Origin of the sequence: Kribbella capetownensis, assembly GCF_004331485.1 — a bacterium.
Lineage (GTDB): Bacteria > Actinomycetota > Actinomycetes > Propionibacteriales > Kribbellaceae > Kribbella > Kribbella capetownensis.
Genome location: NZ_SJKD01000001.1, coordinates 1690872 through 1715431, shown reverse-complemented (window position 1 = coordinate 1715431; position 24560 = coordinate 1690872). Strand labels below are relative to the sequence as shown.

Annotated in this window: 26 protein-coding genes; 12 read left to right on the top strand and 14 right to left on the bottom strand. The window is 68.7% G+C overall.

Annotation, left to right across the window (positions count from 1 at the left end; all coding sequences use genetic code 11):
* Positions 1 to 30: 30 nt before the first annotated feature.
* Positions 31 to 387, bottom strand: coding sequence for a winged helix-turn-helix transcriptional regulator (locus E0H75_RS08450; RefSeq protein WP_131512613.1), 357 nt, complete (start codon positions 385 to 387; stop codon positions 31 to 33).
* 51 nt (positions 388 to 438) lie between these two features.
* Between E0H75_RS08450 and E0H75_RS08445 the strand changes: the two genes are divergently transcribed.
* Complete coding sequence (locus E0H75_RS08445) at positions 439 to 873, top strand: TIGR03618 family F420-dependent PPOX class oxidoreductase (RefSeq protein WP_131512612.1); 435 nt, start codon at positions 439 to 441, stop codon at positions 871 to 873.
* A gap of 45 nt (positions 874 to 918) precedes the next feature.
* On the opposite strand, the gene E0H75_RS08440 is transcribed toward E0H75_RS08445, so the two are convergent.
* The 3 genes from E0H75_RS08440 to E0H75_RS08430 all read right to left on the bottom strand — a co-directional run bounded on the left by E0H75_RS08440 (position 919) and on the right by E0H75_RS08430 (position 3366).
* Positions 919 to 1497 carry a hypothetical protein gene (locus E0H75_RS08440; RefSeq protein WP_238162889.1) on the bottom strand — a complete coding sequence of 193 codons (579 nt, stop codon included), beginning with the start codon at positions 1495 to 1497 and terminating at the stop codon, positions 919 to 921.
* Between the two features lie 81 nt (positions 1498 to 1578).
* Positions 1579 to 2382 (bottom strand): pyrroline-5-carboxylate reductase, encoded by an 804-nt coding sequence (gene proC / locus E0H75_RS08435; RefSeq protein WP_131512610.1) that lies wholly within the window; start codon positions 2380 to 2382, stop codon positions 1579 to 1581.
* Positions 2383 to 2436: 54 nt separating this feature from the next.
* Positions 2437 to 3366 carry a proline dehydrogenase family protein gene (locus E0H75_RS08430; protein ID WP_131512609.1) on the bottom strand — a complete coding sequence of 310 codons (930 nt, stop codon included), beginning with the start codon at positions 3364 to 3366 and terminating at the stop codon, positions 2437 to 2439.
* Between the two features lie 217 nt (positions 3367 to 3583).
* On the opposite strand from E0H75_RS08430, the gene E0H75_RS08425 reads away from it, so the two are divergent.
* Both E0H75_RS08425 and E0H75_RS08420 read left to right on the top strand, forming a co-directional pair.
* Positions 3584 to 4618 carry a DUF695 domain-containing protein gene (locus tag E0H75_RS08425; RefSeq protein WP_131512608.1) on the top strand — a complete coding sequence of 345 codons (1035 nt, stop codon included), beginning with the start codon at positions 3584 to 3586 and terminating at the stop codon, positions 4616 to 4618.
* Positions 4619 to 4671: 53 nt separating this feature from the next.
* Positions 4672 to 4875 (top strand): hypothetical protein, encoded by a 204-nt coding sequence (locus E0H75_RS08420; protein WP_131512607.1) that lies wholly within the window; start codon positions 4672 to 4674, stop codon positions 4873 to 4875.
* A 103-nt stretch (positions 4876 to 4978) separates the two neighbouring features.
* Here E0H75_RS08420 and E0H75_RS08415 read toward each other — a convergent pair whose 3' ends face one another.
* The 6 genes from E0H75_RS08415 to E0H75_RS08390 are packed head-to-tail and all read right to left on the bottom strand — an operon-like array spanning position 4979 to position 9497.
* Complete coding sequence (locus tag E0H75_RS08415; protein ID WP_131512606.1) at positions 4979 to 5716, bottom strand: ABC transporter permease; 738 nt, start codon at positions 5714 to 5716, stop codon at positions 4979 to 4981.
* Complete coding sequence (locus tag E0H75_RS08410) at positions 5713 to 6435, bottom strand: ABC transporter ATP-binding protein (protein ID WP_131512605.1); 723 nt, start codon at positions 6433 to 6435, stop codon at positions 5713 to 5715. The genes E0H75_RS08415 and E0H75_RS08410 overlap by 4 nt, the downstream gene beginning before the upstream one ends.
* 50 nt (positions 6436 to 6485) lie before the next feature.
* Complete coding sequence (locus tag E0H75_RS08405) at positions 6486 to 7073, bottom strand: HD domain-containing protein (protein WP_131512604.1); 588 nt, start codon at positions 7071 to 7073, stop codon at positions 6486 to 6488.
* Positions 7073 to 7711 (bottom strand): TetR/AcrR family transcriptional regulator, encoded by a 639-nt coding sequence (locus tag E0H75_RS08400; RefSeq protein ID WP_131512603.1) that lies wholly within the window; start codon positions 7709 to 7711, stop codon positions 7073 to 7075. The genes E0H75_RS08405 and E0H75_RS08400 overlap by 1 nt, the downstream gene beginning before the upstream one ends.
* Positions 7708 to 8559, bottom strand: coding sequence for a sugar phosphate isomerase/epimerase family protein (locus E0H75_RS08395; RefSeq protein ID WP_131512602.1), 852 nt, complete (start codon positions 8557 to 8559; stop codon positions 7708 to 7710). The genes E0H75_RS08400 and E0H75_RS08395 overlap by 4 nt, the downstream gene beginning before the upstream one ends.
* 5 nt (positions 8560 to 8564) lie before the next feature.
* The gene (locus tag E0H75_RS08390; protein ID WP_131512601.1) at positions 8565 to 9497 is read right to left on the bottom strand and encodes a Ppx/GppA family phosphatase; all 933 of its coding nucleotides are present in this window, start codon (positions 9495 to 9497) and stop codon (positions 8565 to 8567) included.
* Positions 9498 to 9581: 84 nt separating this feature from the next.
* Here E0H75_RS08390 and E0H75_RS08385 point away from each other — a divergent pair, with 84 nt between their 5' ends.
* Positions 9582 to 10322: a DUF3109 family protein gene (locus tag E0H75_RS08385; protein WP_131512600.1), complete on the top strand. Its 741-nt coding sequence runs from the start codon at positions 9582 to 9584 to the stop codon at positions 10320 to 10322.
* Here the strand turns inward: E0H75_RS08385 and E0H75_RS08380 are convergent.
* On the bottom strand, positions 10315 to 11265 hold the full coding sequence (locus E0H75_RS08380) for an NAD-dependent epimerase/dehydratase family protein (RefSeq protein ID WP_131512599.1): 951 nt from the start codon (positions 11263 to 11265) through the stop codon (positions 10315 to 10317). The genes E0H75_RS08385 and E0H75_RS08380 overlap by 8 nt on opposite strands.
* A 76-nt stretch (positions 11266 to 11341) precedes the next feature.
* On the opposite strand from E0H75_RS08380, the gene E0H75_RS08375 reads away from it, so the two are divergent.
* The gene (locus E0H75_RS08375; protein WP_131512598.1) at positions 11342 to 11974 is read left to right on the top strand and encodes a VOC family protein; all 633 of its coding nucleotides are present in this window, start codon (positions 11342 to 11344) and stop codon (positions 11972 to 11974) included.
* 247 nt (positions 11975 to 12221) lie between these two features.
* Here E0H75_RS08375 and E0H75_RS08370 read toward each other — a convergent pair whose 3' ends face one another.
* The 3 genes from E0H75_RS08370 to E0H75_RS08360 all read right to left on the bottom strand — a co-directional run bounded on the left by E0H75_RS08370 (position 12222) and on the right by E0H75_RS08360 (position 15974).
* Positions 12222 to 12905, bottom strand: a complete 684-nt coding sequence (locus E0H75_RS08370; protein WP_202872863.1) for an AAA family ATPase — start codon at positions 12903 to 12905, stop codon at positions 12222 to 12224.
* 61 nt (positions 12906 to 12966) lie between these two features.
* Positions 12967 to 14418 (bottom strand): WS/DGAT/MGAT family O-acyltransferase, encoded by a 1452-nt coding sequence (locus E0H75_RS08365; RefSeq protein WP_131512597.1) that lies wholly within the window; start codon positions 14416 to 14418, stop codon positions 12967 to 12969.
* A 131-nt stretch (positions 14419 to 14549) separates the two neighbouring features.
* Positions 14550 to 15974, bottom strand: coding sequence for a beta-N-acetylhexosaminidase (locus E0H75_RS08360; protein WP_131512596.1), 1425 nt, complete (start codon positions 15972 to 15974; stop codon positions 14550 to 14552).
* An 85-nt stretch (positions 15975 to 16059) separates the two neighbouring features.
* Between E0H75_RS08360 and E0H75_RS08355 the strand changes: the two genes are divergently transcribed.
* The 7 genes from E0H75_RS08355 (at position 16060) to radA (ending at position 24427) form a co-directional block, all read left to right on the top strand.
* Positions 16060 to 17289 (top strand): MFS transporter, encoded by a 1230-nt coding sequence (locus E0H75_RS08355; RefSeq protein ID WP_131512595.1) that lies wholly within the window; start codon positions 16060 to 16062, stop codon positions 17287 to 17289.
* Between the two features lie 3 nt (positions 17290 to 17292).
* On the top strand, positions 17293 to 17988 hold the full coding sequence (locus E0H75_RS08350; RefSeq protein ID WP_131512594.1) for a class I SAM-dependent methyltransferase: 696 nt from the start codon (positions 17293 to 17295) through the stop codon (positions 17986 to 17988).
* Between the two features lie 103 nt (positions 17989 to 18091).
* Positions 18092 to 18658 (top strand): P-loop NTPase family protein, encoded by a 567-nt coding sequence (locus E0H75_RS08345; protein ID WP_131512593.1) that lies wholly within the window; start codon positions 18092 to 18094, stop codon positions 18656 to 18658.
* Positions 18648 to 19904: an ABC transporter substrate-binding protein gene (locus E0H75_RS08340; RefSeq protein ID WP_131512592.1), complete on the top strand. Its 1257-nt coding sequence runs from the start codon at positions 18648 to 18650 to the stop codon at positions 19902 to 19904. Before E0H75_RS08345 ends, E0H75_RS08340 begins: the two co-directional genes overlap by 11 nt.
* Positions 19904 to 21676 (top strand): ABC transporter permease subunit, encoded by a 1773-nt coding sequence (locus E0H75_RS08335; RefSeq protein ID WP_131512591.1) that lies wholly within the window; start codon positions 19904 to 19906, stop codon positions 21674 to 21676. Before E0H75_RS08340 ends, E0H75_RS08335 begins: the two co-directional genes overlap by 1 nt.
* The gene (locus tag E0H75_RS08330; RefSeq protein ID WP_202872862.1) at positions 21673 to 22992 is read left to right on the top strand and encodes a hypothetical protein; all 1320 of its coding nucleotides are present in this window, start codon (positions 21673 to 21675) and stop codon (positions 22990 to 22992) included. The genes E0H75_RS08335 and E0H75_RS08330 overlap by 4 nt, the downstream gene beginning before the upstream one ends.
* A gap of 34 nt (positions 22993 to 23026) precedes the next feature.
* Positions 23027 to 24427 carry a DNA repair protein RadA gene (gene radA, locus E0H75_RS08325; RefSeq protein WP_131512590.1) on the top strand — a complete coding sequence of 467 codons (1401 nt, stop codon included), beginning with the start codon at positions 23027 to 23029 and terminating at the stop codon, positions 24425 to 24427.
* Positions 24428 to 24560: the final 133 nt, after the last annotated feature.

Here is a 24560-nt window from a genome sequence, read left to right as displayed (position 1 = left end):
CTTGTGGGTGTCTGGTGTCCCGACGGGACACTAAGTTCGCTCTTGGGCGTCCAGGACTGCTTCGCCGTTCTCCTCGGCCCACAGGGTGAGCATTCGGATCGGGCCCATCAGAGTGCGGCCGAGCTCGGTCAGTTCGTACTCCACTCGGGGTGGGACACCGCCGAAGTTCTCGCGGGTGACCAGGCCGTTCGTCTGCAGCCGGCGCAGCGTCTGGGTCAGCACCTTCTTGGAGATGCCGCCGATCAGCGTGATCAGCTCCGTGTGGCGTCGCGGGCCGTCGTTCAGGCCCCACAGGACCACCACGGCCCACTTGTCCGCGATCACCTCGACCGCGAGCCGGGCCGGGCAGTCGGCGAGAAACACGTTCCCCGGATCCAAACCGTCCACGGCCGACAGGGTACCCAGAGGTTCCCACGGCGGCACCTAGCGTCTTTGTCCATGAACGGTCTTCCCGAAAGCGCACACCGGCTCTTCACCGAGCCCAAGAACGTCACCGTCATCACCCTCGACCCGGACGGAACGCCCCAGGCCTCCCTGGTCTGGGCCGAGCGCGACGGCGACGACATCCTGCTCGGCCTCCAGCACCCCCACCGCAAGACCCGCAACCTGCGCCGCGACCCCCGCGTCACGCTGCTCGTCCAGGACGACCAGGTGAGCCCCCGCGGCATCACGCAGTACCTGACCATCCGCGGCACCGCCAAACTCGAAGGCCCCGACATCCCCGCCGACTACAAAGCCCTGATGGACCGGCTGTCCCAGCGCTACCTCAACCTCCCCGAATTCCCCTTCGGCGAAGGCATCTGGCACACCGGAGTCATCGCCCGCATCACCGTAAACTCCACCACCGGCGAAGGCCCCTGGTCAAAGCACTAGCTGCCCACACCGGCGCATGGCGAGGACTGCTCGAGGGTTGGAGAGTCAGACGAGGTGCCAGCGGAGGAGGAAGGTGCCTATGGAGAGGATCAGGTAGGTGAGGACCAGGAGGGTGCCGATGCCGGGGCGGGGGCGGTGGTGGTGGGTGGGGGTGTTGGCGGCCTCGTGGCGGATGGCGTCCATGACGGCGCCTACCTCGGCGGTGCGGTCGCGGGGGATGCCGTTGATCTCGTTCTCGTCCTGGCCGCGGGTGAGTACGACGTTGTCGTCGCCGACCTCGATCGTGTCGACGTCCTGCCAGGCGAGGCTGCGGACCAGCATGCTGGTGCGGGCGCGCAGAGCGGTCGCGGTGAGCTCGACGCGGTAGAGGACGACACCGCCGGCGACGCGCACGACCGACGCCCCGATGATCGTCAGCAGCCCGACCGCGAGCATGTCGCGGGCGCCCATCCACAGCCAGGAGTTCAGCGCGGGTACGACGATGAACGGCGCGACGAACAGCGCCCACGCCCACCACGGCGCCGGATCCAGCGGCACCCGCCACGGCAGGTCCGGGACCTGGGCCGCGCGCACGGGGGCAGGGCTGACCTGTTCGGGGCTCTCCTGCTCCGAACGATTACTCATGGGCGGGACCATAGTCGACTCATCCCTTGAACACGGCAGGAAACTGCGGCGCCAACAATAACGCCACCGGTAGCAGAGGTGTTATTCGGCGGCCAACGCGCGCGAACGATTGCGCGCGGCCTCGATCGCGGACAGGAACGCGGCACGGACCTTGTGGTCCTCCAGCTCGCGTACGGCGGCGGCCGTCGTACCTCCCGGAGACGTCACCCGCTCGCGCAGCACGGTCGGGTGCTCACCGGTCTCCCGCAGCAGCTTCGCCGAACCCACAACGGTCTGTACGACGAGCTCCGTAGCGGTCCCACGCGGCAGACCCATGTGGACGCCCGCCTCGATCATCGCCTCGACGACAAAGAACAAGTACGCCGGTCCGGACCCGGAGATCGCGGTCACTGCGTCCTGCTGCTTCTCCGGCACCCGGATCACCCGCCCCGTCGCGGCCAACAGGCCCTCTGCCAACTCCAGGTGGCTCTCATCGCAGTGCGCGCCGCGAGAGATCGCCGCCATGCCCTCGTCGACCAGCGCCGGCGTGTTCGGCATCACGCGTACGACGGCCACACCCTCAGGCAACCGCGACTCGATGAACCCGGTGGTGATGCCGGCGGCCAGCGAGACCACGGTCTGCGACGACCGGACGGCCGGGGCGATCTCAGCGAGCAGATCCGGCATGTCCTGCGGCTTCACCACCAGCACCAGCGTGTCCGCCTTGGCCGCCGCGTCCCCATTGGTCACGACGTCGACGCCGTACCGCTCCCGCAGCTCGGCGGCACGCTCCTCCCGGCGCTCGGTGATCAGGAGCTCCTGCGGTCGCCGGCCGGCTCGAATCAGCCCGGACAGCAACGTCTCCCCCATCACACCGGCCCCGAGAATGGCCACCTGACTAGTCATGGCCAACACACTACTGAGCTCAGCCGGGATAGGACCGGAGCGCCCACCAGGCGGCTACTTCTTGCTGATCAGGGAGCGGGCGAAGAACTGGAGGTTGGCGGGACGCTCGGCCAGGCGGCGGACCAGGTAGCCGTACCAGTCCTCGCCGTACGGGATGTAGATGCGCATCGTGTGGCCGAGGCCGGACAGACGGAGCTGCTCCTCGGGGCGGATGCCGAAGAGCATCTGGTACTCGTAGCTGCCCGGCTGCCGGTTGGCGCCGTCGGCGAGCGAGCCGGCGATCGCGATCAGCCGCGGGTCGTGCGACGCGATCATCGGGTAGCCGGCGCCGTTCATCAGGACCTTCATGGCCCGGACGTACGCCTTGTCCACGCCGCGCGTATCCTGGTACGCCACCGACTCGGGCTCCTTGTAAGCGCCCTTGCAGAGCCGGACGCGGGAGCCGGCGTGGGCGAGGTCGCGGCAGTCACCCTCGGTCCGGCGCAGGTACGCCTGCAGCACCGCACCGGTCTCCGGGAAGTCCTGGCGCAGTTCGCGCAGGATGCCCAGCGTGGAGTCGGTGGTGGTGTGGTCCTCCATGTCGAGGGTGACCGTCGTACCGGCGTTGCGGGCCGCGAGGCAGATCGTCCGCGCGTTCTCCAGCGCGATCTTCTCGCCGTCGCCGGGCAGCGCCTGGCCGACCGCGGACAGCTTGACCGAGACCTCGGCGTTCTTGGTCAGCCCGGCTTCGGCCAGCTTGTGGAGCAGTTCGAGGTACGCGTCCGCGGTCGCGGTCGCCGCGGCCAGGTCGGTGACGTCCTCGCCGAGGTGATCGAGGGTGACGTTCAGGCCGTTGCTGACCAGCTTCTCGGTGGCCAGCACGGCCTCCGGCGCGGTCTCACCGGCGACGAAGCGCGCGACGATGCCACTGGACACCGGGAGCGACGAAACCGCCTTCTTGATCTGGGGGCTGCGGGACATGCCCAGCAGGACTCGCCGAAGCACTACGTGTTCCTCCTCATCGACCCACCCGGCCCCATCTGCCAGTGGTGTCAGCAGGCTACGCGCCTGAACCTGAGGCTCGCGAATCGTGTGGCAGGCACCACACCACCGGGGTCACTGGTTCGATCGCCGGTTACTGTTGACACCAGGTCGGTGACGGTATGTCGCCGTCCCGGGAACCACCGGCCGGACGCACCCATGACCGGGAGAGGATGCGTCCATGCCCATCTTCAAGCGTCGCAAGCGGACTGCCGTGGAGGCCGACCCGATCGGCGCGTTCTGGTCCTGGTGGAGCGAATCCGGTGCGGCGCGGGTGGCCGATGCGATCGCACGTCAGGTGCCGGCGAATCTGAGCGACGTACTCACCGATCTGATCGCGCGGATCGATCCGGATCTGGAGTGGGAGCTCGGTCCTGGGCTGCATGCCGAGCACGTCCTGATCGTCACCGCGGCGGGGAACCCGAGCCGGCGTGCCGTGGCGCGACGCTGGCTCCGCGCCGCGCCGCCGTCGGACCGGACCTGGGAGTACGCCGATCTGCGGCGGCCGGGACCTGCGTTCACGATCAGGTTCGACGGGTTGCCGCCGATCCCGATCGACGAGACCGTGGTGTCGATGGAGCCGGATTCGTCGGCGATCCATGTCGGCGTACATCATCCGGCGTTTCCTGAACTGCCGGTGGATGTGCAGCGGCGGGTGACGTTCCTGATGCTCGATCTCGTGCTGGGCGAGGAGATGGTGGAGACCTGGGTCGGTGCCATCGACACGCTGGCCGAGGCGCCGGCCGATGCTGTGCCGATCGAGGAGTTGCTGCCCGCGGTCGCTGCGTTCGCGGGCGATCACACGTTGGAGGACGGGAGTCCGGCGTGGAAGATGCTCGAGGGGACGCGGGACGGGCATCGACTGATCGCTACAGCGGAGTACCCGTTGCGGTCCATCCGGCGGCCGCACCTCGACACCCACGTCGCGGTCTCGATCCGCTACCCCGTGGTGCGCGACGACGGACTGCCGGAGTCGGAGATGCTGGACGAACTCCGGAGTTTCGAAGACCACCTGACCGCTCGCCTTGGTGGTTCCGGCAATCTGCTCGCCCACGAGACTTCGGCCGGCACCCGGACCCTCCACTACTACGCCGACGGCACCACGCCCGCCGGCGCCCAGCTCCAAGCCGCCACCACCGGCTGGCCGCACGGACCTGTCTCCGTCGAGGTCACCGAAGACCCCGCCTGGCACAACGTCTCCCACCTGGCCGGCTGACCGGTAGCTGCCAACCGGGGTGGGCGGGGCGGGCGGCCTCATAGCGTTGACGGGTGACGATCACGAGCGGGATGAGCAAAAGGCAGGTCAAGCGGTTGCTGGGGAAGCCGCATGGGCGGACCGAGCCGTTCCGCCCGACAACGACCACGATCAGGGCCGCGACCTGGCAGGGCTTCGAGACCCTGGTGACCTTCGCCGACCAGGTCTACTTCCGCTGGTCCACCAACCGCCGCAACGACCCCATGTTCGGCGCCTAAGGCAACAAACCTGGCGCGCGTGCCCGGACCACGCGCGCCAGGTCGGGGCAGCGGCCGCCAGCACGCGACGGAGGAGCGCGCGTAGCGGTCGCGTGGGGGAACCTCAGGCTGTGCGGCGTTTTAGGGTTGCGGCGCCTAGGGCCAGGGCGGCGAGGATGAAGGCGGTGACTACCAGGGCGTCGGTGCCTGCGCCGGCGCCGAAGCCGTTGCCTTGGGCAACTCCGGTGACGGCGTCGACGGCGTACGAGAGGGGCAGTACGTCGCTGACGGCGTGCAGCACGGTTGGGAGCTGATCGCGAGGCAGGAGGAGTCCGCAGAGCAGGATCTGCGGGATCATCACGGCCGGCATCATCTGGACCGCCTGGAACTCGGTCGCCGCGAACGCACTCGCGAAGAGGCCGAGCGCCGTACCGAGAACGCCGTCAAGAACCGCGACCACGCCCAACTGCCAGGCGGCACCCTCGATGCTCAGATCGAGGGCATACAGCGCGATCGACACGACCACGAGAGCTTGGACCACGGCGATCAGCGCGAATGCCAGCGCGTAGCCGAGCAGGAAGTCGACCTTCGCCATCGGCATCGTGAACAGCCGCGACAGCGTGCCGGTGGAGCGCTCCCGCAGCGTCGCGACCGAGGTCACGATGAACATGATGATCGCCGGGAACACGGCCAGCAGCGGCCCACCGAACCGGTCGAAGGTGCCGGGTGAGTCGTGGAACATCCACCACATCAGGCTGACCAGCAACGTGGGGAGCACGATCAGCATCGCGACGGTGCGGTGGTCGCGGCGCAGCTGGGCGAGGACCCGAGCGGCGACGGCGAAGGTGACCCGGGGCGTCATCGCGCACCTGCCTTCTGTTCGATCAGGGTGAGGAACGCCTGCTCGATGTCGTCGGTGCCGACCGAGTCGAGCAGGGCTTGCGGAGTGTCGTCGGCGAGCAGCTCGCCGTCGCGCATCAGCAGGAGGCGATCGCAGCGCGAAGCCTCGTCCATCACGTGACTTGAGACGAGCAGGGTCGCGCCGGTGTCGGCGAGCCGGTGGAAGAGATCCCAGAGATCCCGCCGGAGAACGGGATCCAGGCCGACGGTCGGTTCGTCGAGGACCAGGAGCTCGGGGTCGCCCAAGAGTGCGGCGGCAAGTGAGGCCCGCGACCGCTGCCCACCGGACAGACGATCGACGCGTACGTCGGCATGCGACCGCAGATCGACCGCGTCGATGACCCGGCCCACGTCGTCAGCCGGCACCCCCAGCACCGCCGCGAAGAAGCGTAGGTTCTCCGTCACGCTCAGATCCCCATAAACACTGGGCTCCTGGGTCACGTACCCGATCCGGCCGCGCAGCTTGGGCGCGCCGGCGGGCAGTCCGAGGACGGAGACGTTGCCGGTGACCTTGGCCTGAAGACCGACGATCGCGCGGATCAGCGTCGTCTTGCCGCAGCCGGAGGGGCCCAGCAGCCCGGTCACCGTCCCGGTCCGGAGGTCGAACCCGACCCCGTGCAGGACCTCCCGGTCGCCGCGCACCACCACGACGTCCCGGCACCTCACCGCGTTTTTCATCATATGATGAATTTAGCCCGAGACCCCACGCTTGGCAACAGCTGGCAGTTACGTCAGATCACCGCGTAGCCGGTGGCGGCGCTGAGCGACGCCAGTTCCGGATCGCCGTACCGGTGCCTGAGGTCCGCGAACGCGACCGCCTTCTCCTCGCCCCACCGACGTACGGCGATCTCGTACGACGTGCCGCTCACGAACACCGGCGGAGTCCGCTTGCTGTGGAACTTGTCGGCGTACATGACCAGCTCCTCCTCCCGCGACTCCGCCACATAGTCGGCCGCCGGGATCGGCAAACCTTGCCGCAGTACGTCGTCCCGCGTGATGCCGACCCCGGAATGTCGCGAGCAGAACCGGCTGATCGTCTCCGAAAACCCAAGACCAGCAAGCAGCTCATGCCCGAGTACGCCGTGCCGCACATAGTCGGCGGTGTCGAGCACACCAGCCGTGTAGAGCCGGTAGACGCCGATGTCATGCAGGAGCGCGCCGGCGCGGACCAGATCCGCGTCGACGTCCAGCGACGGCCAGTACTGCGCGGCGAGCTGACAGACGATCCGGCAGTGTTCGTACACGGACTCGAAGGCGTCGCGGGTCGGCGCATGATCGCGGTGCAAGGTCTCGATCTCGCGGTCGGTCGGGATCTGCATCAACCGGTCAGGTGAAGTTGCAGGACCGGCCCGAGCCGATCGATCAGCGTGGCCAGGTCGACGGACGCGACCGGTTCGAGCTCGACCAGATAGCGAGCCATCGCGAGCCCGATGAGCTGGGTCGCGACCAGCGTGACGCGCAGGTGGGCGTCAGGTACGTCGAGCACCTTGGAGACCGGCTGGATGATCATCTGGGTGATGCCCTCGCGCATGATGCGGGCGACCTCGTCGCTGCTCACCACACTGCGGAAGATCGCCTTCATCCGCTGCTGACCTTCGGCCGATTCCCAGACGCCGAGGAACGCGGTCGCGATCCGCCGGCCGAGCTCGTCGCGCGGACCGTCGATGATCCGCGCGGCGATCTGGCGTGGGTCGACCGGGATCGCCATCGCCTCGATGAACAGCTCGTCCTTGCTCTCGAAGTAGTGATGCACCAGGGCCGCGTCCACCGCGGCCTCGCGAGCGATCGCACGGATCGAGGTGGCCGTGAAACCCTTGTCCGCAAAGGATCCCCGCGCCGCGCGGAGTATCTCGCCGCGGGTATCCGGGCCGCCGGGACGGCGACCCGCCCGCCCGGTGGTCGTCGTACGGGCCGCGCCGGACTCCGCCGTACCGCCGGATCCGCCGCGGGCGTTCACGACGTGAGCTCCGAGATCTCGCCCTGGGGAGTGACCGCGAACGACGAGCGGCGCGACGTCCGGACGAAGTGCTTGCGGGTGAAGTCGAGCGACTCGACCAGGTCGACCTCGCGCTCGGACCGGCTGGTCGCGCGGCGGGTGTTGATCTCGATGATGATGTGGCCGCGGAAGTCCTGGTTCGCCAGGCCGGCCAGCAAGTCGGCGGCCCGTTGCGTGCCGCGGCCGGGCACCAGGTGCTCGTCCTTCGCGGAGCCGGTCCCGTCGGTCAGATGGATGTGGGTGAGGCTCCGGCCCATCGTCGCGGCCAGCTCGACGCAGTCCTGCTCGGCGGTCGACGAGTGCGACAGGTCCAGAGTGGTGTGCGCGTAGTCCTGCTCGGTCGGGTCCCAGCTCGGCGCGTATGCCTGCAGACCCTTGCCGGGCGCGCGCCACGGGTACATGTTCTCGACCGCGAAGATCACCCCGGTCTCGGCTTCGAGGCGGGCGATCCCCTCAACGAATCCGCGCGCGTAGTCCCGCTGCCAGCGGAACGGCGGGTGGACGACGACCACGTCGGCGCCGAGGTCCTTGGCCGCCTCGGCGCTGCGCTCGAGCTTGCCCCACGGGTCGGTCCCCCAGACCCGCTGCGTGATCAGTAGGCAGGGCGCGTGGATCGCGAGCACCGGCAGCTGGTGGTAGTCGACCAGCCGCTGGATCGCGTCGATCTGAGTGCTCAGTGGGTCGATGCCGACCATCACCTCGACGCCGTCGTACCCGAGCCGAGCGGCCAGCTCGAACCCGCTGGCGGTCGATTCGGGGTAGACGGAGGCCGTGGACAGGCCGATCTTGGCGGTCGTACTGGGGTTCATCTGGTTCACCGCGGTTGCAACTGGTCGAGCCGGGACAGGATGACACCTTCCCGCAGCGCCCACGGGCACACTTCGAGGGAGGGAAGGTCGAACAGATCCATCACCGCGTCCGCGACGAGCGCACCGGCGAGCAATTGGGTGGAGCGGCCCGCCGAAACGCCGGGCAGGCCGGCCCGCTCGTCGGCGGTCATCTTGGTCAGCTTCGGCATCCACTCGGCCAGGTCGTCGCGGTCCAGCGAGCGCGGCACGTACGGACCGTCGTCGGACGGCGCCGCACCGCAGATCCTGGCCAGCGACCGGAACGTCTTGCTGGTGGCAACCGACCGTTGCGGCTTGCCTGCCCGCAGTACCGGCCCGGCCACCGCGGCCATCTCGATCCGGACCCGCCGCCGCAGCTCCCGCACCTCGTCCTTGTCCGGCGGATCGTGGTGCAGCCCTTCCCTGGTCAGCCGGCCCGCCCCGAGCGGCACGGACACCGCCACGGTCGGCTCCTCGTCGGACCCGGCCGCGATCTCCAGCGAGCCGCCGCCGATGTCGAACACCGCGAGCCGTCCGGACGACCAGCCGAACCAACGACGTACCGCGAGGAACGTCAGCCGGGCCTCGTCCTCGCCGCTCAGCACCTGCAGCTCGATCTCGGTCTCGGCGCGGACCCGGTCCAGCACCTTGTCCCCGTTCGGCGCCTCGCGGAGCGCGGAGGTGGCGAACGCCAGCACAGACTGACAACCCTTGTCCTCGGCCAGCACGGACGCTTCCTTGACGAACGAGACCAGCCCGTCGGCGCCGGACTGTGCGATCTTCCCGTCCTTGTCCAGGTGCTCGGCCAGCCGCAGTTCGGCCTTGTGCGAGTACGCCGGGAGCGGCGCGGCACCGCGATGCGCGTCCACCACGAGGAGGTGGACGGTGTTGGATCCCACGTCGAGTACGCCGAGCCGCATACCCTCACGCTACCGGTCCACCGGAGTGCAGCGCGCCGGAGTCGGCATTCACTGTCTGCGGGCGAAGGCGCGTACGCTTTCCAGGTGCCTGAGGTTTCTCTCGATTTCCCGCGTGCCTCGGTCGAGTTCATCGACCCCGACGACCCCGACCAGGTGTTCCGTTGCGATCTGACCTGGCTGACCTCCAACTGGACCTGCATCTTCGGGGGTGGCTGCCGCGGCATCTACAAGGGCCGGCCGAACGACGGCTGCTGCACCCTCGGCGCACACTTCTCCGACGATGACGACGAGAAGCGGGTCAAGCAGTACGTCAAGGAGCTGACCAAGGACGACTGGCAGTTCCGCAAGGAGGGCCGGAAGAACGGCTGGGTCGAGACCGACGACGACGGCGACCGCAAGACCCGCGTCTGGGAGGGTGCCTGCATCTTCCTGAACCGCCCGGGCTTCGCCGGTGGCGGCGGTTGTGCGCTGCACGGCCTGGCGCTGAAGAAGGGTGTGCACTTCGTCGAGACCAAGCCGGACGTCTGCTGGCAGTTGCCGATCCGCCGCACCTTCCGCGAGGTGGAGCGCCCGGACGGTACGACGTACACGGAGGTCGGCATCGGCGAGTACGACCGGCGTGGCTGGGGACCGGGTGGACACGACCTGGACTGGTACTGCACCGGCAACACCGAGGCGCACATCGCCGTCGAGGCGGTCTTCGAGTCCAGCCGGGTCGAGCTTCAGACCTTGATGGGCCACAAGGCGTACGACGTCCTCGCGGATCTGTGCCGTCAGCACCTGGAAGCAGCCCGGCCGTTGCTGCCTCACCCAGCGTCTAAGTGATCTTGCCGTTGTCGACGAGCCACTCGATACCTGACCGGGCAGCCTCGATCGCGGAGTAGCGCGGGCGGAAGCCGAGCAGTCTGGCCGCCTTGTCCATCGAGCAGTTCGGGCTGTGCGCGACGTGGTCCCACATGGCTCCCGCATCCCGCTCGGACAGTTGCTCGCGCAGTTGGCCGATCGGGAGGAAGCTGAGCCGGGCCTCCTGGCCGAACCAGTCGGCGACCGCGTGGGCGTAGCCGCGCAGCGTCACCGCGTCGCTCGCGACCACGTGGAAGCTCTCGCCGATCGCGGTCGAGCGGCTGGCGATCGCGGCCAGGAAGATGCCGGCCACGTCGTCGGCGTGCACCGGGTTGATCGTCTCCAGGCCGAGGTTCGGCAGCAGCAGGTCGTGGCCGTGGGCGAGCTTCTCGTACACCTCGAGGTTGAAGGTGGCGGCCGGCGTGATCGGAGTCCAGCCGGGGCCGCAGATGTGACCGGGGTGGATGATCGTGGCCGGCAGGCCGTTGCGGCGGGACTGGTCGAGCAGGTAGCGCTCGATCGCCGCCTTCTGGATGCCGTAGTCACCGAACGGCCGGCGCGGCGTGTCCTCCCTGGTCGGCACGGTCATACTCGGCCCGTGCACCCAGATCGTGCCGCAGTGCAGCAGGTGCTGGATCTTGCCGCGCACGGCCTCGACGAGCTGCTTCGCACTGTCCTCGGTGAAGCAGATCAGGTCGATCACAATGTCCGGCTCCAGCCCGGCCACCCGCTCACCGAAGGTGCCTGCGGCATCTTCCGCTGCGCGATCGACCGGGACCAGCTCGACCTGTTTCCAGGCGCCATCACTCTGGTACGGCGACCGCTCGCCGCGACTGAGCACGGTCACCTGATGCCCGAGCCGCACGAGCTCCGGGACCAGGTAAGTGCCGATGTGGCCAGTTCCTCCGATGACGACCGTACGCATGATGGAGAGCTTAGATCGTGCTCCCGACACACCCCGGGGGCCACGAGTGTCGGTGGGTGGGGACACAATGACTGGCATGCGTCTGGATCATCTGTCGTACGCGTGCGGCCCTGACGGCTGCAAGGCCACGCTCGAGCGGTTGTCCGCGCAACTGGGGGCGGAGTTCGTGGACGGAGGTGTGCACCCGCGCTTCGGCACGGTCAACCACATCCTGCCGTTGGAAAACGATCGGTACATCGAGGTGGTCGACGTGCTCGACCACCCCGCCTCGGACAAGGCGCCGTTCGGCCAGGCTGTCCGCGCCCGCAAGGAGCTGGGCGGCGGATGGCTCGGCTGGGTCGTGGCGGTCCGCGACATGGCGCGGATGGAGCAGCGCCTCGGCCGCGAGGCTGCACCTGGCAACCGGCACCGCCCTGACGGGGTGAACCTGACCTGGCGGCAGATCGGCGTGAAGGGCCTGATCGCCGACCCGCAACTGCCGTTCTTCGTGCACTGGGACGACCTCACCGAGCACCCGTCGGTCGGCGGCAAGGGCATCCGGCTGACCGCGCTCGAGATCGCGGGCGACCCGCACCGCGTCACCGACTGGATCGGCCACCCCGCCGACCACCTCCTCGACGACCTCGACGTCGCCTGGGTAGGCCCCAACGGCCAACCCGGCCTGGTAGCCGCCGTCTTCCAAACCCCCAACGGCGTCGTCCGCCTGTAAGAGGTTTCTCCCCCAGCGTGCTACGCAGGCGCTCCTTCGTCGCACCCGCTCCGCGCGCTCCCACCCAGCCGCCGCCGCGTGCGGGGCTACCGCCCGGCTGCGAGGCTACTGTCCGCGGCTGGCTGAGCCGTCACTCTGACAGAGGGGCTCCTGCGGGCTCCGGTCGGCGGCGGACTCGGCGGCTGTTTGCTGGGGTGCGTGGACGCTTGCAGGGGTGGGTGCTCGGCGGTGCAGGCGCGCGGGCGGGCTAGCGGATGCGGAGGGGGCGGGGTGCGTTGAGGGGGGTGTTGGCTATGAGGATGTCTGCTTTTTGGTGGGGGTTGCAGGCTTTGAAGTACAGGTGTTGGGCTTCGACGTAGCGTCGTACGGTGGGGTGGTTGGGGTCGGGGTTGGTGCCGTCTCGGTGGGCCATTCGCTGGATGGTGATGTCGAAGGGGACGTCGAGGAAGACGGAGAGGTCCCAGGCGTTGGCGAGTTCGTCGCGGTGGAGGAACAGGCCGTCGACGACGAGGACTGCGCCGGCCGGGGCGACCTCGCAGGGCGGCTCGAGGATCTGGTCGGTGGCCAGGTCGTGGGCGGCTGGGCGGTAGCGACGTGATCCGCCTGTGCCCAGCGGCTCGAGGACGTCCGTGCGGAGGCGGTCGTAGTTGAACGAGTCGCGCCAGAAGCCCTCGGGAGACGAGCGGCCGCGGCGGTATCTGATGGCGCGGACGTTGTGGAAGTCATCCACCGAGACGCGTACGACGTTCCGGCCGGCAGCGCGCAGGGCTTCGGCCAACTCGTTGGCGAAGGTCGTCTTGCCTGAGCCGTCGACACCGTCGATGCCTACCCGGACGCAGTCGTCGCCGGTTGAGTGCGGGATCGAGTCGGCCAGCCAGGTCAGCAGTTCCGGACGAGCGAGGGGTTGCTCGAGGGCGGGATCCGAAGGCACGGGCCGATCCTCGCATCGCACACCGGACTGGAACAGGGTGTCAGCCAGATGGACGTTTGCTCTAGTGGATGTTCTCGAGGTCGGTCAGCGAGACCTCGAGATGTGCCAGCAGCCGTTGCAGATGCGGGACCGTACGGCGGCAGCCGATCAGGCCGAAGTGCAACTGGTGGTCGTAGCTGGTGACGCTGATGTTCAGCGCCTGGCCGTTGAGCACGATGCTGGCCGGATACATGCCGAGCAGACGCGACCGGTTCCAGTACAGCGGACTCTCGGCCGGACCAGGCACGTTCGAGATGACGACGTTGTACGGCGGCGTCGTACGGCCGGCCACGCCGGGCAGAACCGCCGCGGGACCAGCGACGCCGAAGCCGAGAGCGCCGACCAGCAGTCGCTGCAACGGACTGAGCCCGGACAGCACGCCCTTGGCATACGTGGTCGAGGCCATGATTCGGCGGATCCGCTGCTCGGGGGCCGCCTCGTCGGTGGCGAGGTCGGCGATCAAGGTGCTCAGCGCGTTGCCGCCGCCGGGTGCGTCCGCCTCGCCGCGCAGGGAGACTGGGACCATCGCCGTCAATGCCCTGTCCGGAAGGGCATTCAGCTCGAGCAGATAGTTGCGCAAGGCACCTGAACACATCGCCAGCATCACGTCGTTCAGCGTCGCCCCGGTGATCGCGCGGACTTTCTCCAACCGTTCGATCGGCCACGACTGCGCCGCGAACCGCCGTGCTCCGGTGATCGGCTGATTCAAGATCGTCCGCGGCGCCTGGAACGCGATGGACGAATGCTCTGCCTGAACAGTCCTGAGCAAACTCTTCAACCCAACAGGCGTAAGACCGGCAAGATCAGCCAAGACCCGGCGGGCATGAGCAGCACCACCGATCGCCTGACCCGGCGCCCTTCCGATCGCCGCAAACAGTTCAGCCGCAGTCGGCAGCCGACCCGCAGTACTTTCCAGCACCGATTCGGCAGGTGCCGGCAACGCGAAGGTCGCGGGCATGTCCGTTGTGTCGGGGTTCGTGGTGAGGGTGTCCTGCATCCAGCGGAGGGCGGTGACGCCGTCGAGCAGCGAGTGGTGGATCTTGCTGTAGAGGGCGAACCGCCGGCCCTCGACGCCCTCGATCAGGTGCATCTCCCACAGCGGCCTATGCCGGTCCAGCAGCGTCCCGTGCAGGCGGCTGGTCAGCTCGAACAACTCCCGGAACCGCCCTGGACGCGCCAAGCCGGACAGCCGCACGTGGTACTCGAGGTCGATGTCGTCGTCCTGCTCCCAGGACCAGTAGCCGAGGTCGAGCGCCCGGTTCCGCACTCGCCGGGCGAACAGCGGATTCACCGCCGTCGCCGCGACCATGTCGTGGTACAGCTGCGAGACGTAGTCGCGGGAACCTTCCGGGAACACGTGGTCCCGTCCGGCGCCCTCCGGCAGCTCGAACACCATCAACCCGCCGACGTGCATGGGCTGCTCACGGCTCTCACCGAGCAGGAACATCGCGTCCAGCGGTCCCACCGCGGTCATGGTCCCTCCCGCTCCCGACCTGGGATCCCCGACGCCTCATCGTCGCCATCGGGGCCCAGTCCGTCTACCCCTGCCGACAGCGCTTACGGAGATTTTGTTCTCCCTTCAGCAACGGCGGCAGAAGCCAAAAGCTAGTCGAGAGGACGGTAGTTGACGCCGATGCGCTCGATGCGGGCGAGGTGCGGGCGGAGGCGGGTGAGGAACTCGTCGTACGACATGCGCGGGGAGCCCCAGGCGCGTTCGGCGAAGGCGGACAGGCGCGGCAGCAGCATGTAGCCGACCTGCTGCTCATCCGGCATGTACTCGGTCCAGATCTGGCACTGGGTGCCGACGATCAGGGCCGCCTCCTCCTCGGTGAGCGAGGCCGGGATCACCTCGAAGTCGTACACCTTCTCCAGCGGGATGAAGTTGCCGATCGCGAGCGGCTCGGTCGCCGGGTCGCCCTGGTAGTAGTCGAAGTACACCGACTCACACGGCGCCATCACGGTCTGGTGGCCGGCCTTCACCGCGATCTCACCGCGCTGCGCGCTCCGCCACGCCATGATGACCGCGTCCTTCGGGCAGTCGGTCTCGACCATCTCGTCCCAGCCGACCAGCCGCCGGCCCTCCTCGGCCAGCACCGACGCGACCTGCTCGGTGAACCAGCCCTGCAGCTGCCCCGGCTCGGTCAGCCCGAGCTCGGCCTGCCGCTTCTGCGCCTCCTCCGAGACGGCCCACTGCACCGACGGGCACTCGTCGCCGCCGAGGTGGATGTACGGGCTCGGGAAGATGTCCAGCACCTCGCGCAGCACGGTCCGGACGAACTCGACGGTCGCGTCGTTCACGTTCAGTACGTCGTCGCTGATGCCCCAGTACTGCCGCACCGTCAGCTGGGTGTCGGGGTTGTTGCCGAGCTCCGGGTACGCCGCGATCGCGGCCTGCATGTGGCCCGGCAGGTCGATCTCCGGGACCACAGTGATGCCGCGCTCGGCGGCGTACGCGACGATCTCGCGCAGGTCGTCCTTGGTGTAGAAGCCGCCGTGCCGCTGACCGTCGTACTCGAAGTCCTTCTGGCCGCGCGACATCTTGCCGACCATGGTCTCATCGCGCCACGCGCCGATCTCGGTCAGCCGCGGGTAGGCCGCGATCTCGACCCGCCAGCCCTGGTCGTCAGTCAGGTGGAAGTGCAGCGTGTTCAGCCGGTGCAGGGCGAGCACGTCGAGCACCTTGAGCACGAACTCCTTCGGCATGAAGTGCCGGGCGACGTCCAGCATCATGCCGCGCCACGCGAACCGCGGCGCGTCGGCGATCCGCACCGCCGGCACCGCGACCATGCCGTCCTCGGCCGGCTCGGCCGCGTCCAGCAGTTGCGCGTACGTCGACTCCGCGTGCCGGAGCGCGTCCTCGGAGCCGGCCGACAGGCGGGCACCGTCCGCGGTCACGTCGATCCGGTACTCGGTCTCGCCGAGGTTCTCGACCACGTCGCGGATGGCCTCGCCGGCGGGATCCGCGCTCACCCACTGGCCTTCGTCGACGGTGAGTTCACGCGGGGCAGGGACGATCGCGATGTCGGGCATCCGGAACTCCAAAGCAGGGGGTGGAATTACGTCAGAACAATCCTATAAGGACGCTTACCGGTCAGCTTGATGAGAGGGTGAGCCCGTGACCGCCGACATCAGACCCGCCGAGCTGCAACGAACGACGCTGCGGGTGCTGGTGGTGAGCAACGTCGTGGGCGGCGTCGCGGTCGCGAGTGGGTTCGCGGTCGCGGGGTTGCTGGCCGAGAACATCTCGGGGTCCACCTCGATGGCCGGACTGGCCGCCACGTCGACCACTCTGGGCGCCGCGATCCTCGCCGTACCGCTGGCAGGGCTGGCCAGGTCGCGCGGCCGGCGGGTGTCGTTGACGGTCGGCTACCTGATTGCTACGACCGGTGCGCTGCTCAGCATCGTCGCTGCCCAGATCGACTCGCTCGCACTGCTCCTGCTGGCCGGATGCCTGTTCGGCAGCGGGTCCGCGTCCAACCTGCAGTCCCGGTACGCCGCGACCGACTCGGCCGACCCGGCGCACATCGCCCGCTCGCTGTCCCTGGTCGTCTGGGCCACAACGATCGGTGTGGTCGTCGGGCCCAACCTCACCGGGGTCGGCGGCGCTGTGGGTACGTCGCTCGGAGTCATGGCACTCGCCGGCCCGTACATCTTCTCGGTCATCGCCTTCGCGATCAGTCTGGCCACGGTGTGGTTCGGGTTGCGTCGGCTGCACCAGAACACCCCCAGAGCCAAGGTCGAACGGCAGCCACTCGCCTCCACGTTCCGGACCGTGATGGCGATCCCCCACGCCCGACTGGGGTTGCTCTCCATCGCGGTCGCCCATGCGGTGATGGTCGGAGTCATGTCGATGACGTCGGTGCACCTGCGGCACCACGGCGCCTCCCTCACGATCGTCGGCTTCGTCATCAGCGGTCATGTGGCCGGCATGTACGCCCTCTCCCCCGTGATGGGCTGGATGGCGGACCGCCTCGGCCGCATCCCGACCATCGGCATCGGCCTGACCGTACTTGCCTCAGCCATGACAGTGGCCGCACTCGCTCCCGACAACGCGCACGGCCTGACCGCTGCCGCGCTGGCCTTGCTGGGGCTCGGCTGGTCCGCCTGCCTGGTCGCAGGCTCCACACTGCTCTCCCGCTCGGTATCGGAGGACATCCGCACGTCGGCACAGGGCCTGTCCGACCTGACCATGGGTGCGTTCGCCTCGATCGCCGGTACGGCGGCCGGCCCGATTCTCGCCGTACTCGGCTTCCACTGGCTCGCCATCCTCTGCGGGATGCTCCTGATCCCGGTCGCCCTGCTGGCCGCGACAACCAGACCAGTGCCGGCAGCAACTAGGGTCTGATCTGTGAGCATCGCTGACGGCGGGATTCCGAGTCCCAACATCTGGCATCACCCGAAGGTGTACGAGGTCGAGAACCGGGCCGTCGATCCTGACGGGGTGATCGAGCCGGCCATGCGGGCGATCCGGGACTGGGCCGGCGCGACGCTGCTCGACATCGGCTGCGGGACCGGATTCCACCTGCCGATGTTCGCTGCGACGGCCGGCCGCGTGATCGGGATCGAGCCGCATGGCGCACTGGCCGACGCGGCCAAGCGCCGTACCAAGGACCTGCCGAACGTCGAGGTCCGGCAGGGTACGGCGCAGCGGCTGCCGGTGCCGGACTCGTCGGTCGACGTGATGCATGCGCGCTGGGCGTACTTCTTCGGGCCTGGCTGCGAACCGGGACTGGCCGAACTGGATCGGGTGATGCGGCGCGGTGGGACCGCGTTCGTGATCGACAACGACGGGAGCCGGTCGACGTTCGGGCGCTGGTTCGCCGAGTCGTACCCGAAGATCAAGGCGGCCGACGTGGAAACGTTCTGGACCGCGCGCGGCTGGCAGCGGACGCCACTCGACATGGGCTGGCGGTTCGAACGCCGGGAGGACCTCGAGGCGGTGATCCGGATCGAGTTCACGCCGGCCGACGCCGAACGCATCATCGCGTCGCATTCGGGGGTCGAGGTCGACTACGCGATCAACCTGTGGAGCCGGACCTTCTGAACGTCTTCTGAAACGACACCCGGATGCCCCTGCGAACGGACCTCAACTCCCCATAGGGTTGACGAACCACTCGACGGGTCTTCTGGGGAGGCGCCAGCCAGGGATGGACGGTCTGCTGCTCGAACAGGTCCCCGGCTTGCCGGCGAAGGTCCAGATCGACGTAGGCGAGCAGCGAGCGCTGGTGATGCCCTCGGCCACGGCGGCACGCCAGTTGGTCGATGTCCTGACCGGTGCAGACGATCCACCGGCCGATGCAGTGGTGACGACCGTCCATCCGGTCCGGCTGGTGCCTGCTGAAGGCGGTCTGCTGCCACACCTGACAGTGCTCGGCAACATCGTCCACGGCCACATCGTCAGGCACCGCGTGACCCGTAAGGTCGCGGAGGAGGAGAGCCTCGTCACCGCAGGAGACTGCGGGCTGGACGACGTACTGGATCGCTATCCGCACGAGATCACGCCAGGCCGTCGCCGGCTGGCCGGTGTGGCCCGCGCACTCCGCGCACACCCGAGGCTGATCGTGCTGGAGGACGCAGCCGGCCTGCCGACATGGGGATCGTTGCTCCGGCTTCACCACCAGCCCGAGGAACCACCACCTGAGCTGTACGGAGCCGCAGTGCTGCTGATCACCACCGACTCAGGCCGTACGACGGGCTTCCGCAATGCCCAGTAGCCGCAGAGCGTTCCTGGGAGCCGCCGCGACGCTCATGGTCGCAGGTTGTTCGAGCGACGTACTGGGACTCCGGCGCAGTGTGCGGGTCGCAGTGAGTTGGAGCGGTCAGGAGTTGCACGCGTTCCACGACGTACTCGACGGGCTGGGCAAGCTGGACTATCCGGTGGAGGTCGTGCCGCTGGGCGACGACATCTCGACTGCGTTCGGAGCCCGCTCCGGCCGGCGGCCGGATCTCGTGATGCTGCCGCAGCCCGGACTGGTCCCGCGCGAACGCAGTGAGCGCAACGACCTCCAGGCCATCCCGGACGAGCTGGCGAACCCCGGCCGGGCACGGCTGTGGGAAGACCTGCTCGTGTACGACGGCAAGACGTACGGCGTCCCGTTCAAGACCGCCCACAAGTCGGCGGTCTGGTACCGGCCCTCGGTGTTCCGGGACGTCGGGGTGGAGCCGCCACGGCTCTGGTCGGACTGGCTGACGCTGAACAAGACACTGTCGGACGCAGGTGTCCGGCCGCTCTCACTGGCCGCTGGCGACGGCTGGGTGCTCACCGACTTCCTGGAGAACGTCCTGCTGGGCATAGCGCCTGCCGTCTACGCAGGCCTGGCGACAGCAACGGACCCGCGGCCGTCACGACGACCCGAATTCGCCGCAGCCCTTCGTTTGCTGGGATCTATGTGGTCCGCTCCGGGTACCTTGGCCGGCGGTGTGAAGCGCTCACTCGTGCAGCAGTTCCCGGACGCGATCGTCGAGGTGTTCGGCCATCGCAGGGCTGCCATGGTGCTGGCGTCCGACTTCGCCGAGCCGGTGGTGCGTTCGTTCGCGGCCGATCCGGACGACATCGGGGTGTTCACGTTCCCCGCACTCGCGCCGGGTGCGGCCGCGCCGGTTGTGGTCGGCGGCGACGTGATGGTGTTGCCGAAGCCCACCAGCGACGACGCAGTCGATCTGGTACGTCGTCTGTCCGACCCGACCGCTGTGGACCCGTGGATCAGGCAAGGCGGGTTCCTGGTCGACGGGCGCGTGTCGGGCTACTCCCCCGAGCTGACCAGGTTGGCCGAGCAGCTGACCGCACCGAACGGACTGCTGCAGTTCGACCTGTCCGACCAGTTGGGACCCGTCGGTGGCATCAACGGACTGTGGCGGGTGCTCACCGATTTCCTGATCAGGATCGGCGATCGCGGCAGTGCCGTCGTACCGGAGGCTGTCGATGCCGCGGTGAACGAACTGCGTGGGGTGGAGAGCTGATGGGATTGCAGACGAACGGCCTGTCGCTGGAGATCGTCGGCCGCGAGGTGAGCGGCCGCCCTGTGGCCGGCAAGCCGCGGCGACCGGCCGGACCGTACCTGCTCGGCCTCCCCGCACTGCTGCTGAGCAGCCTGCTGCTGATCCCGATCGGGGTGACGGTGGTGGCGGCGTTCCGGACCAGCAGCGGCTTCGGGTTCGGCAACTTCGCGGTGATGGGCGACCCCGGCGCATTGCGTGCTGTAGGCAACAGTCTGGCCTGGGTGCTGGTCGCGTTCGCATTGGTGGTGGTCGGATTTTTCCTTGCCCTGTTGAGTTATCGGCTGCCCGGACTGACGTCGTTCCTGCAGCCCGCGCTGGTCATCCCGTTCGCGGTGTCCGTGCTGGTGTCGGGTGCGACGTTCCGGCTGATCTTCGACCCCACACCGGAGCGCGGCACGGTGACCGCGGTCTGGACGCGACTGTTCGGCACGAGTCCGGTGTGGCTCGGCCCCGGTCTGTTCTGGCTGGTACTGGTGTCCGCCTTCGGCTGGACCTGGCTCGGGTACGTCGTCTCGTTGTTCCGCGCCGGCCTGGAAGCGATCCCGGACGACGTCACTCGCACGATCGCCGCCGAGGGCGTCACCGGCTGGCGACGACTGTTCGCGCTGGAGATCCCACTGCTCCGGCCAATCACCGGTGTAGTGACGCTGACCCTTGTCATCGCGGCGGTCCGGGTCTTCGACCTGGTCCTGATCGTCGTGCCCGGTTCCATGCAGGGCTCCGCAGACGTGCTCGGCCTGAACTGGTGGCGTGCGAACGCCAACGGTGCCGACTCGGGTCGTACGGCGGCGCTGGGTGTGGTGCTGTTCGCGATCGTGGCCGCTGTCGCTGTGATCGGCGTACGCGGACTGCGCCGGCGCCGCTGGGCGATGCCGGTCTCTGTGGTGACCCCGGATCCGTCACTGGGCCGTCCGAAACCCAGCAAGGTGGTACGGCGCTTCGGGTGGATCGTCGGCTTCGCAGTCAGCCTGGTGTGGATCTTCCCGGCGGTAGTGCTGGTCGCCACTGCTCTCCACTCGCCGCGCGAGGCCGGTCTGCATGGTTGGTGGTCGCTGTCCGGTCTGGGCTTCTCGTCGTTCAGTGCTGCCGCGAACATCGGGCTGTTCCGCGCTCTGCTGTCCACTGTGCTCATCGCCGGCGCAGCTACAGCAGTGCTTCTGGTGATCGCCGTACCGACGGCCTATCTGGTCGCGTGGGGCGGTCTACCGCAGTGGCTGGGCCGAGTAGTCATGGCCATGTTCGTCGTACTCGCGGTGACCCCGGTCCAGATGTACGCCGCTCCGTTGCAGGATGCGATCGGTGCTGCGGGGTTGGCCGGGTCGCGGATCGCGTTGGCACTGGTCCATGCGGCCGCTGGGCTGCCGTTCGCTGTTCTGCTGCTGCGGTCCGCGTTCGCCTCTGCTCCACCGGCCTTGGTTTCTGAGGCGCTGCTGGGTCCTTCGCGACAGAGCGCCGTACTGGCGACGGTGCAGCGGACCTATCGGCCGGCGTTGATCGCTGTGGCGGTGCTGGAGTTCGCATTGGTGTGGAACGACTTCATCGTCGGGTTCCTGATCAGTGGTCCTGGTACGACGCCGTTGTCGCTGGTGTTGTGGGGCGAGGCCCGCCAGTTCTCCGCGTCCAGTGGGACCGTCGCTGCTGCCGCTGTGGTCGCGTCTGTTGTGCCCGCCGTACTGATGCTGACGTTCTGGCAGAAGGTCGTGCGTGGACTGACCGCAGGGAGCCGGCCATGACGTCTGGCGAGCAGCAACTCAAGCCGGAGAACAAGGAGCGCCAGAGCAGGCGGCGGGGTGACTTCTTCGGGATCAGCGCCCTCGCCTCGGCGTTGCTGTCCGGTCTTGCAGGCGAGCGGTTGTCGCAGAGTCTCGACAGCGGCGGCTGGGTCCGGGTGGTCGGACTCTCGCTGACGTTCCTCTTCCTGCTCATCTGGGCGGCGTACTACGCGCCGACCGTGCTGGCGGCGTACAGGCGACGGCGGCAAGAGGCTGTGGCAGTCGTCGCAGCTCCGGAGCTGCGTGCGGCTGCGGAGGAGGCCGAGCAGTGGATGATCGCGCTCGGCTCCGACACGGGCGGTATGGCGGCGGCCGAGTGGTACTCACTGAACGAGCCAGAGCTGCGCGAGCGCCTGCAGGCGGAGAAGCCACGCGAAGGCATCGCGGACGACTTCGCCCGGATCTGCGACGCACTGGAGGTCTGGTACCTGCGCCGGTCCGAGCCCCTCCCGTTGCTGGAGCTCAGCGAACTCCTGTCCGCCGTTGCCGAAGCCTGCGGCCGCCGCGATCTCGCAGAACTCGCTGCGGCTCGCGAGGCAACGGCGTACCGACTGCTGGGTGATCTGGAGAGTGCGACCACGCGGCTGGGTGTCTCCGACAACGTGGCGACCCACAGCCGGACCGCGGCGGCGCTGACGACTCGCCGGCAGGTCGAGCGGGCGCTGCTGCATCTGGCGCGTGCGGAACAGTCGCCGGCGGGCAACGACCGGGTCGAGGCGGTGCTGAACGCACGGGACCGGTTGGACGACGCGCGCCTGAACCGGCCGGGCCCTGACCTGGCCGCCGAGGTGGCGATCCTCATCAACCGCGCGATCGTGAACCTGTACCAACTGGAGCCGGAAGAGGCACTCGACCAACTCCGGCCCGCCGTCGCCCGTGCTCGCGCGGCCGGCGACATCAGCGGCCAGGCCCACGCATCGGAGCTCATGGGGGTAGCGGCCTGGATGCAACGCAGTCCGCACGAGGCCAAGCGAATGTGGCGCCATGCTGAACACCTCTACTCGGAGATCGACGAGAGCGAAGGCCGTGCCCGCTGCCTGCAGCACCTCGGATCGGCAGAGGTCGTGGCCGGCCGGAAGAACCAGGCACGGGCGTTGCTCGAGCGGAGCGCCGACCTGCGGACGTCGGAGAGTGAGCTGCTGACGAAGTACCTCGAGGCCGCGCAGGAGGACGGGCAGCCGCCCGAGGTCGACGACGACGGCGGGGACGGGGTCACGGTCAGTTGGTTCCGCAGGCTGCTCGACAAGCTCACGGATCACTTCACGCTCAGCCGCTGAGGTTTTGTCGGCGGGTTCGCTTAGGTTGTTCTGCATGGCGAAGGCTACGGGGACGACGAAGGCGAAGCCGCAGTTCGCGTGCACCGAGTGTGGGTGGACGTCGGCCCGCTGGATCGGACGCTGCGGTGAGTGCCAGGCGTGGGGCACGGTCGCCGAGGTCGGCGCGCCCAAGGCTTCCCGGATCAGCGCCGGGCCGGTGTCGTCGCCGGCCATGCCGATCGCGAAGGTCTCCGTCATCGAAGCCGAGTCGCGCCCGACGGGTATCGCTGAACTCGATCGCGTTCTCGGTGGCGGCGTCGTACCGGGCGCGGTGATCCTGCTCGCCGGTGAGCCCGGGGTCGGCAAGTCCACGCTGCTGCTGGAGGTCGCCGCGCAGTCGGCCCGCCGCGGGCAGCGCACGCTCTACGTGTCCGGTGAGGAGTCGGCCGCCCAGGTGCGACTGCGAGCCGGGCGGACCGACGCGCTCGTCGACGAGCTGTACCTCGCGGCCGAGACCGACCTGTCCGCAGTGGTCGGCCAAGTGGACGCGGTCGAGCCGACCTTCCTGGTGATCGACTCGGTGCAGACGATGGCGCATCCCGAGGTGGACGGCGCTCCTGGCGGCGTCACGCAGGTGCGTGAGGTCACCGGTGCGCTGGTGCGGCTGGCCAAGGAGCGGCACATCGCGGTCGTGCTGGTCGGCCACGTGACCAAGGACGGCGCGATCGCCGGTCCGCGGATGCTCGAGCACCTGGTCGATGTCGTGCTGGCGTTCGACGGCGACCGGCACTCCGGGTTCCGGATGGTGCGCGCGACCAAGAACCGCTTCGGCCCGTCCGACGAGGTCGGCTGCTTCGACATGGTGGACACCGGCATCGTCGAGGTGAGCGATCCGACCGGCCTGTTCGTCTCCGAGCACGCCGAGCCGGTCGCGGGCACGTGCGTGACCGTGATGATGGAGGGCCGCCGGCCGCTGCTGGCCGAGGTCCAGGCGCTGGTCGGTCCGTCCGCCGCGCCACAGCCGCGCCGGACCACCTCGGGCCTCGAGTCGTCCCGGGTCGCGATGGTCCTCGCCGTCCTCGGCAACCGTGTCGGCCTGAAGCTGACCGACCAGGAGGTGTACGTCGCCACCGTCGGCGGCGTGAAGATCACCGAACCGGTCGCCGACCTGTCCGTCGCGATCGCGGTCGCGTCCTCGGTGATGGACCGCCCGATCCACCCCGGCCTGATCGCGATCGGCGAGGTCGGCCTGGCCGGTGAGGTGCGCCGCGTCGGTGGTCTGGAGAAGCGCCTCGCCGAGGCCGCCCGGCTCGGCTTCACCAAGGCGATCATCCCCGCCGACGTCCCGAACCGCGGCAAGGACCTCAAGCCGATGGACATCCAAGCCAAGTACGGTCTGCGCACCTTCGCCGCGCCGGACCTGCCCTCGGCCCTGCTGGCCGCCGGCCTGACCTGACGGTTGTGTGTCGCTGCCCACAAGATCACGTTAGGGATGAGACGCGGGCTGCCCGGCGGCCGTGGACGGAACGTAGTCTTGAGACGCCCTCGCCGGGTTCAGTGCTGAACCTGGGATACCGCCCGGCCTTGCC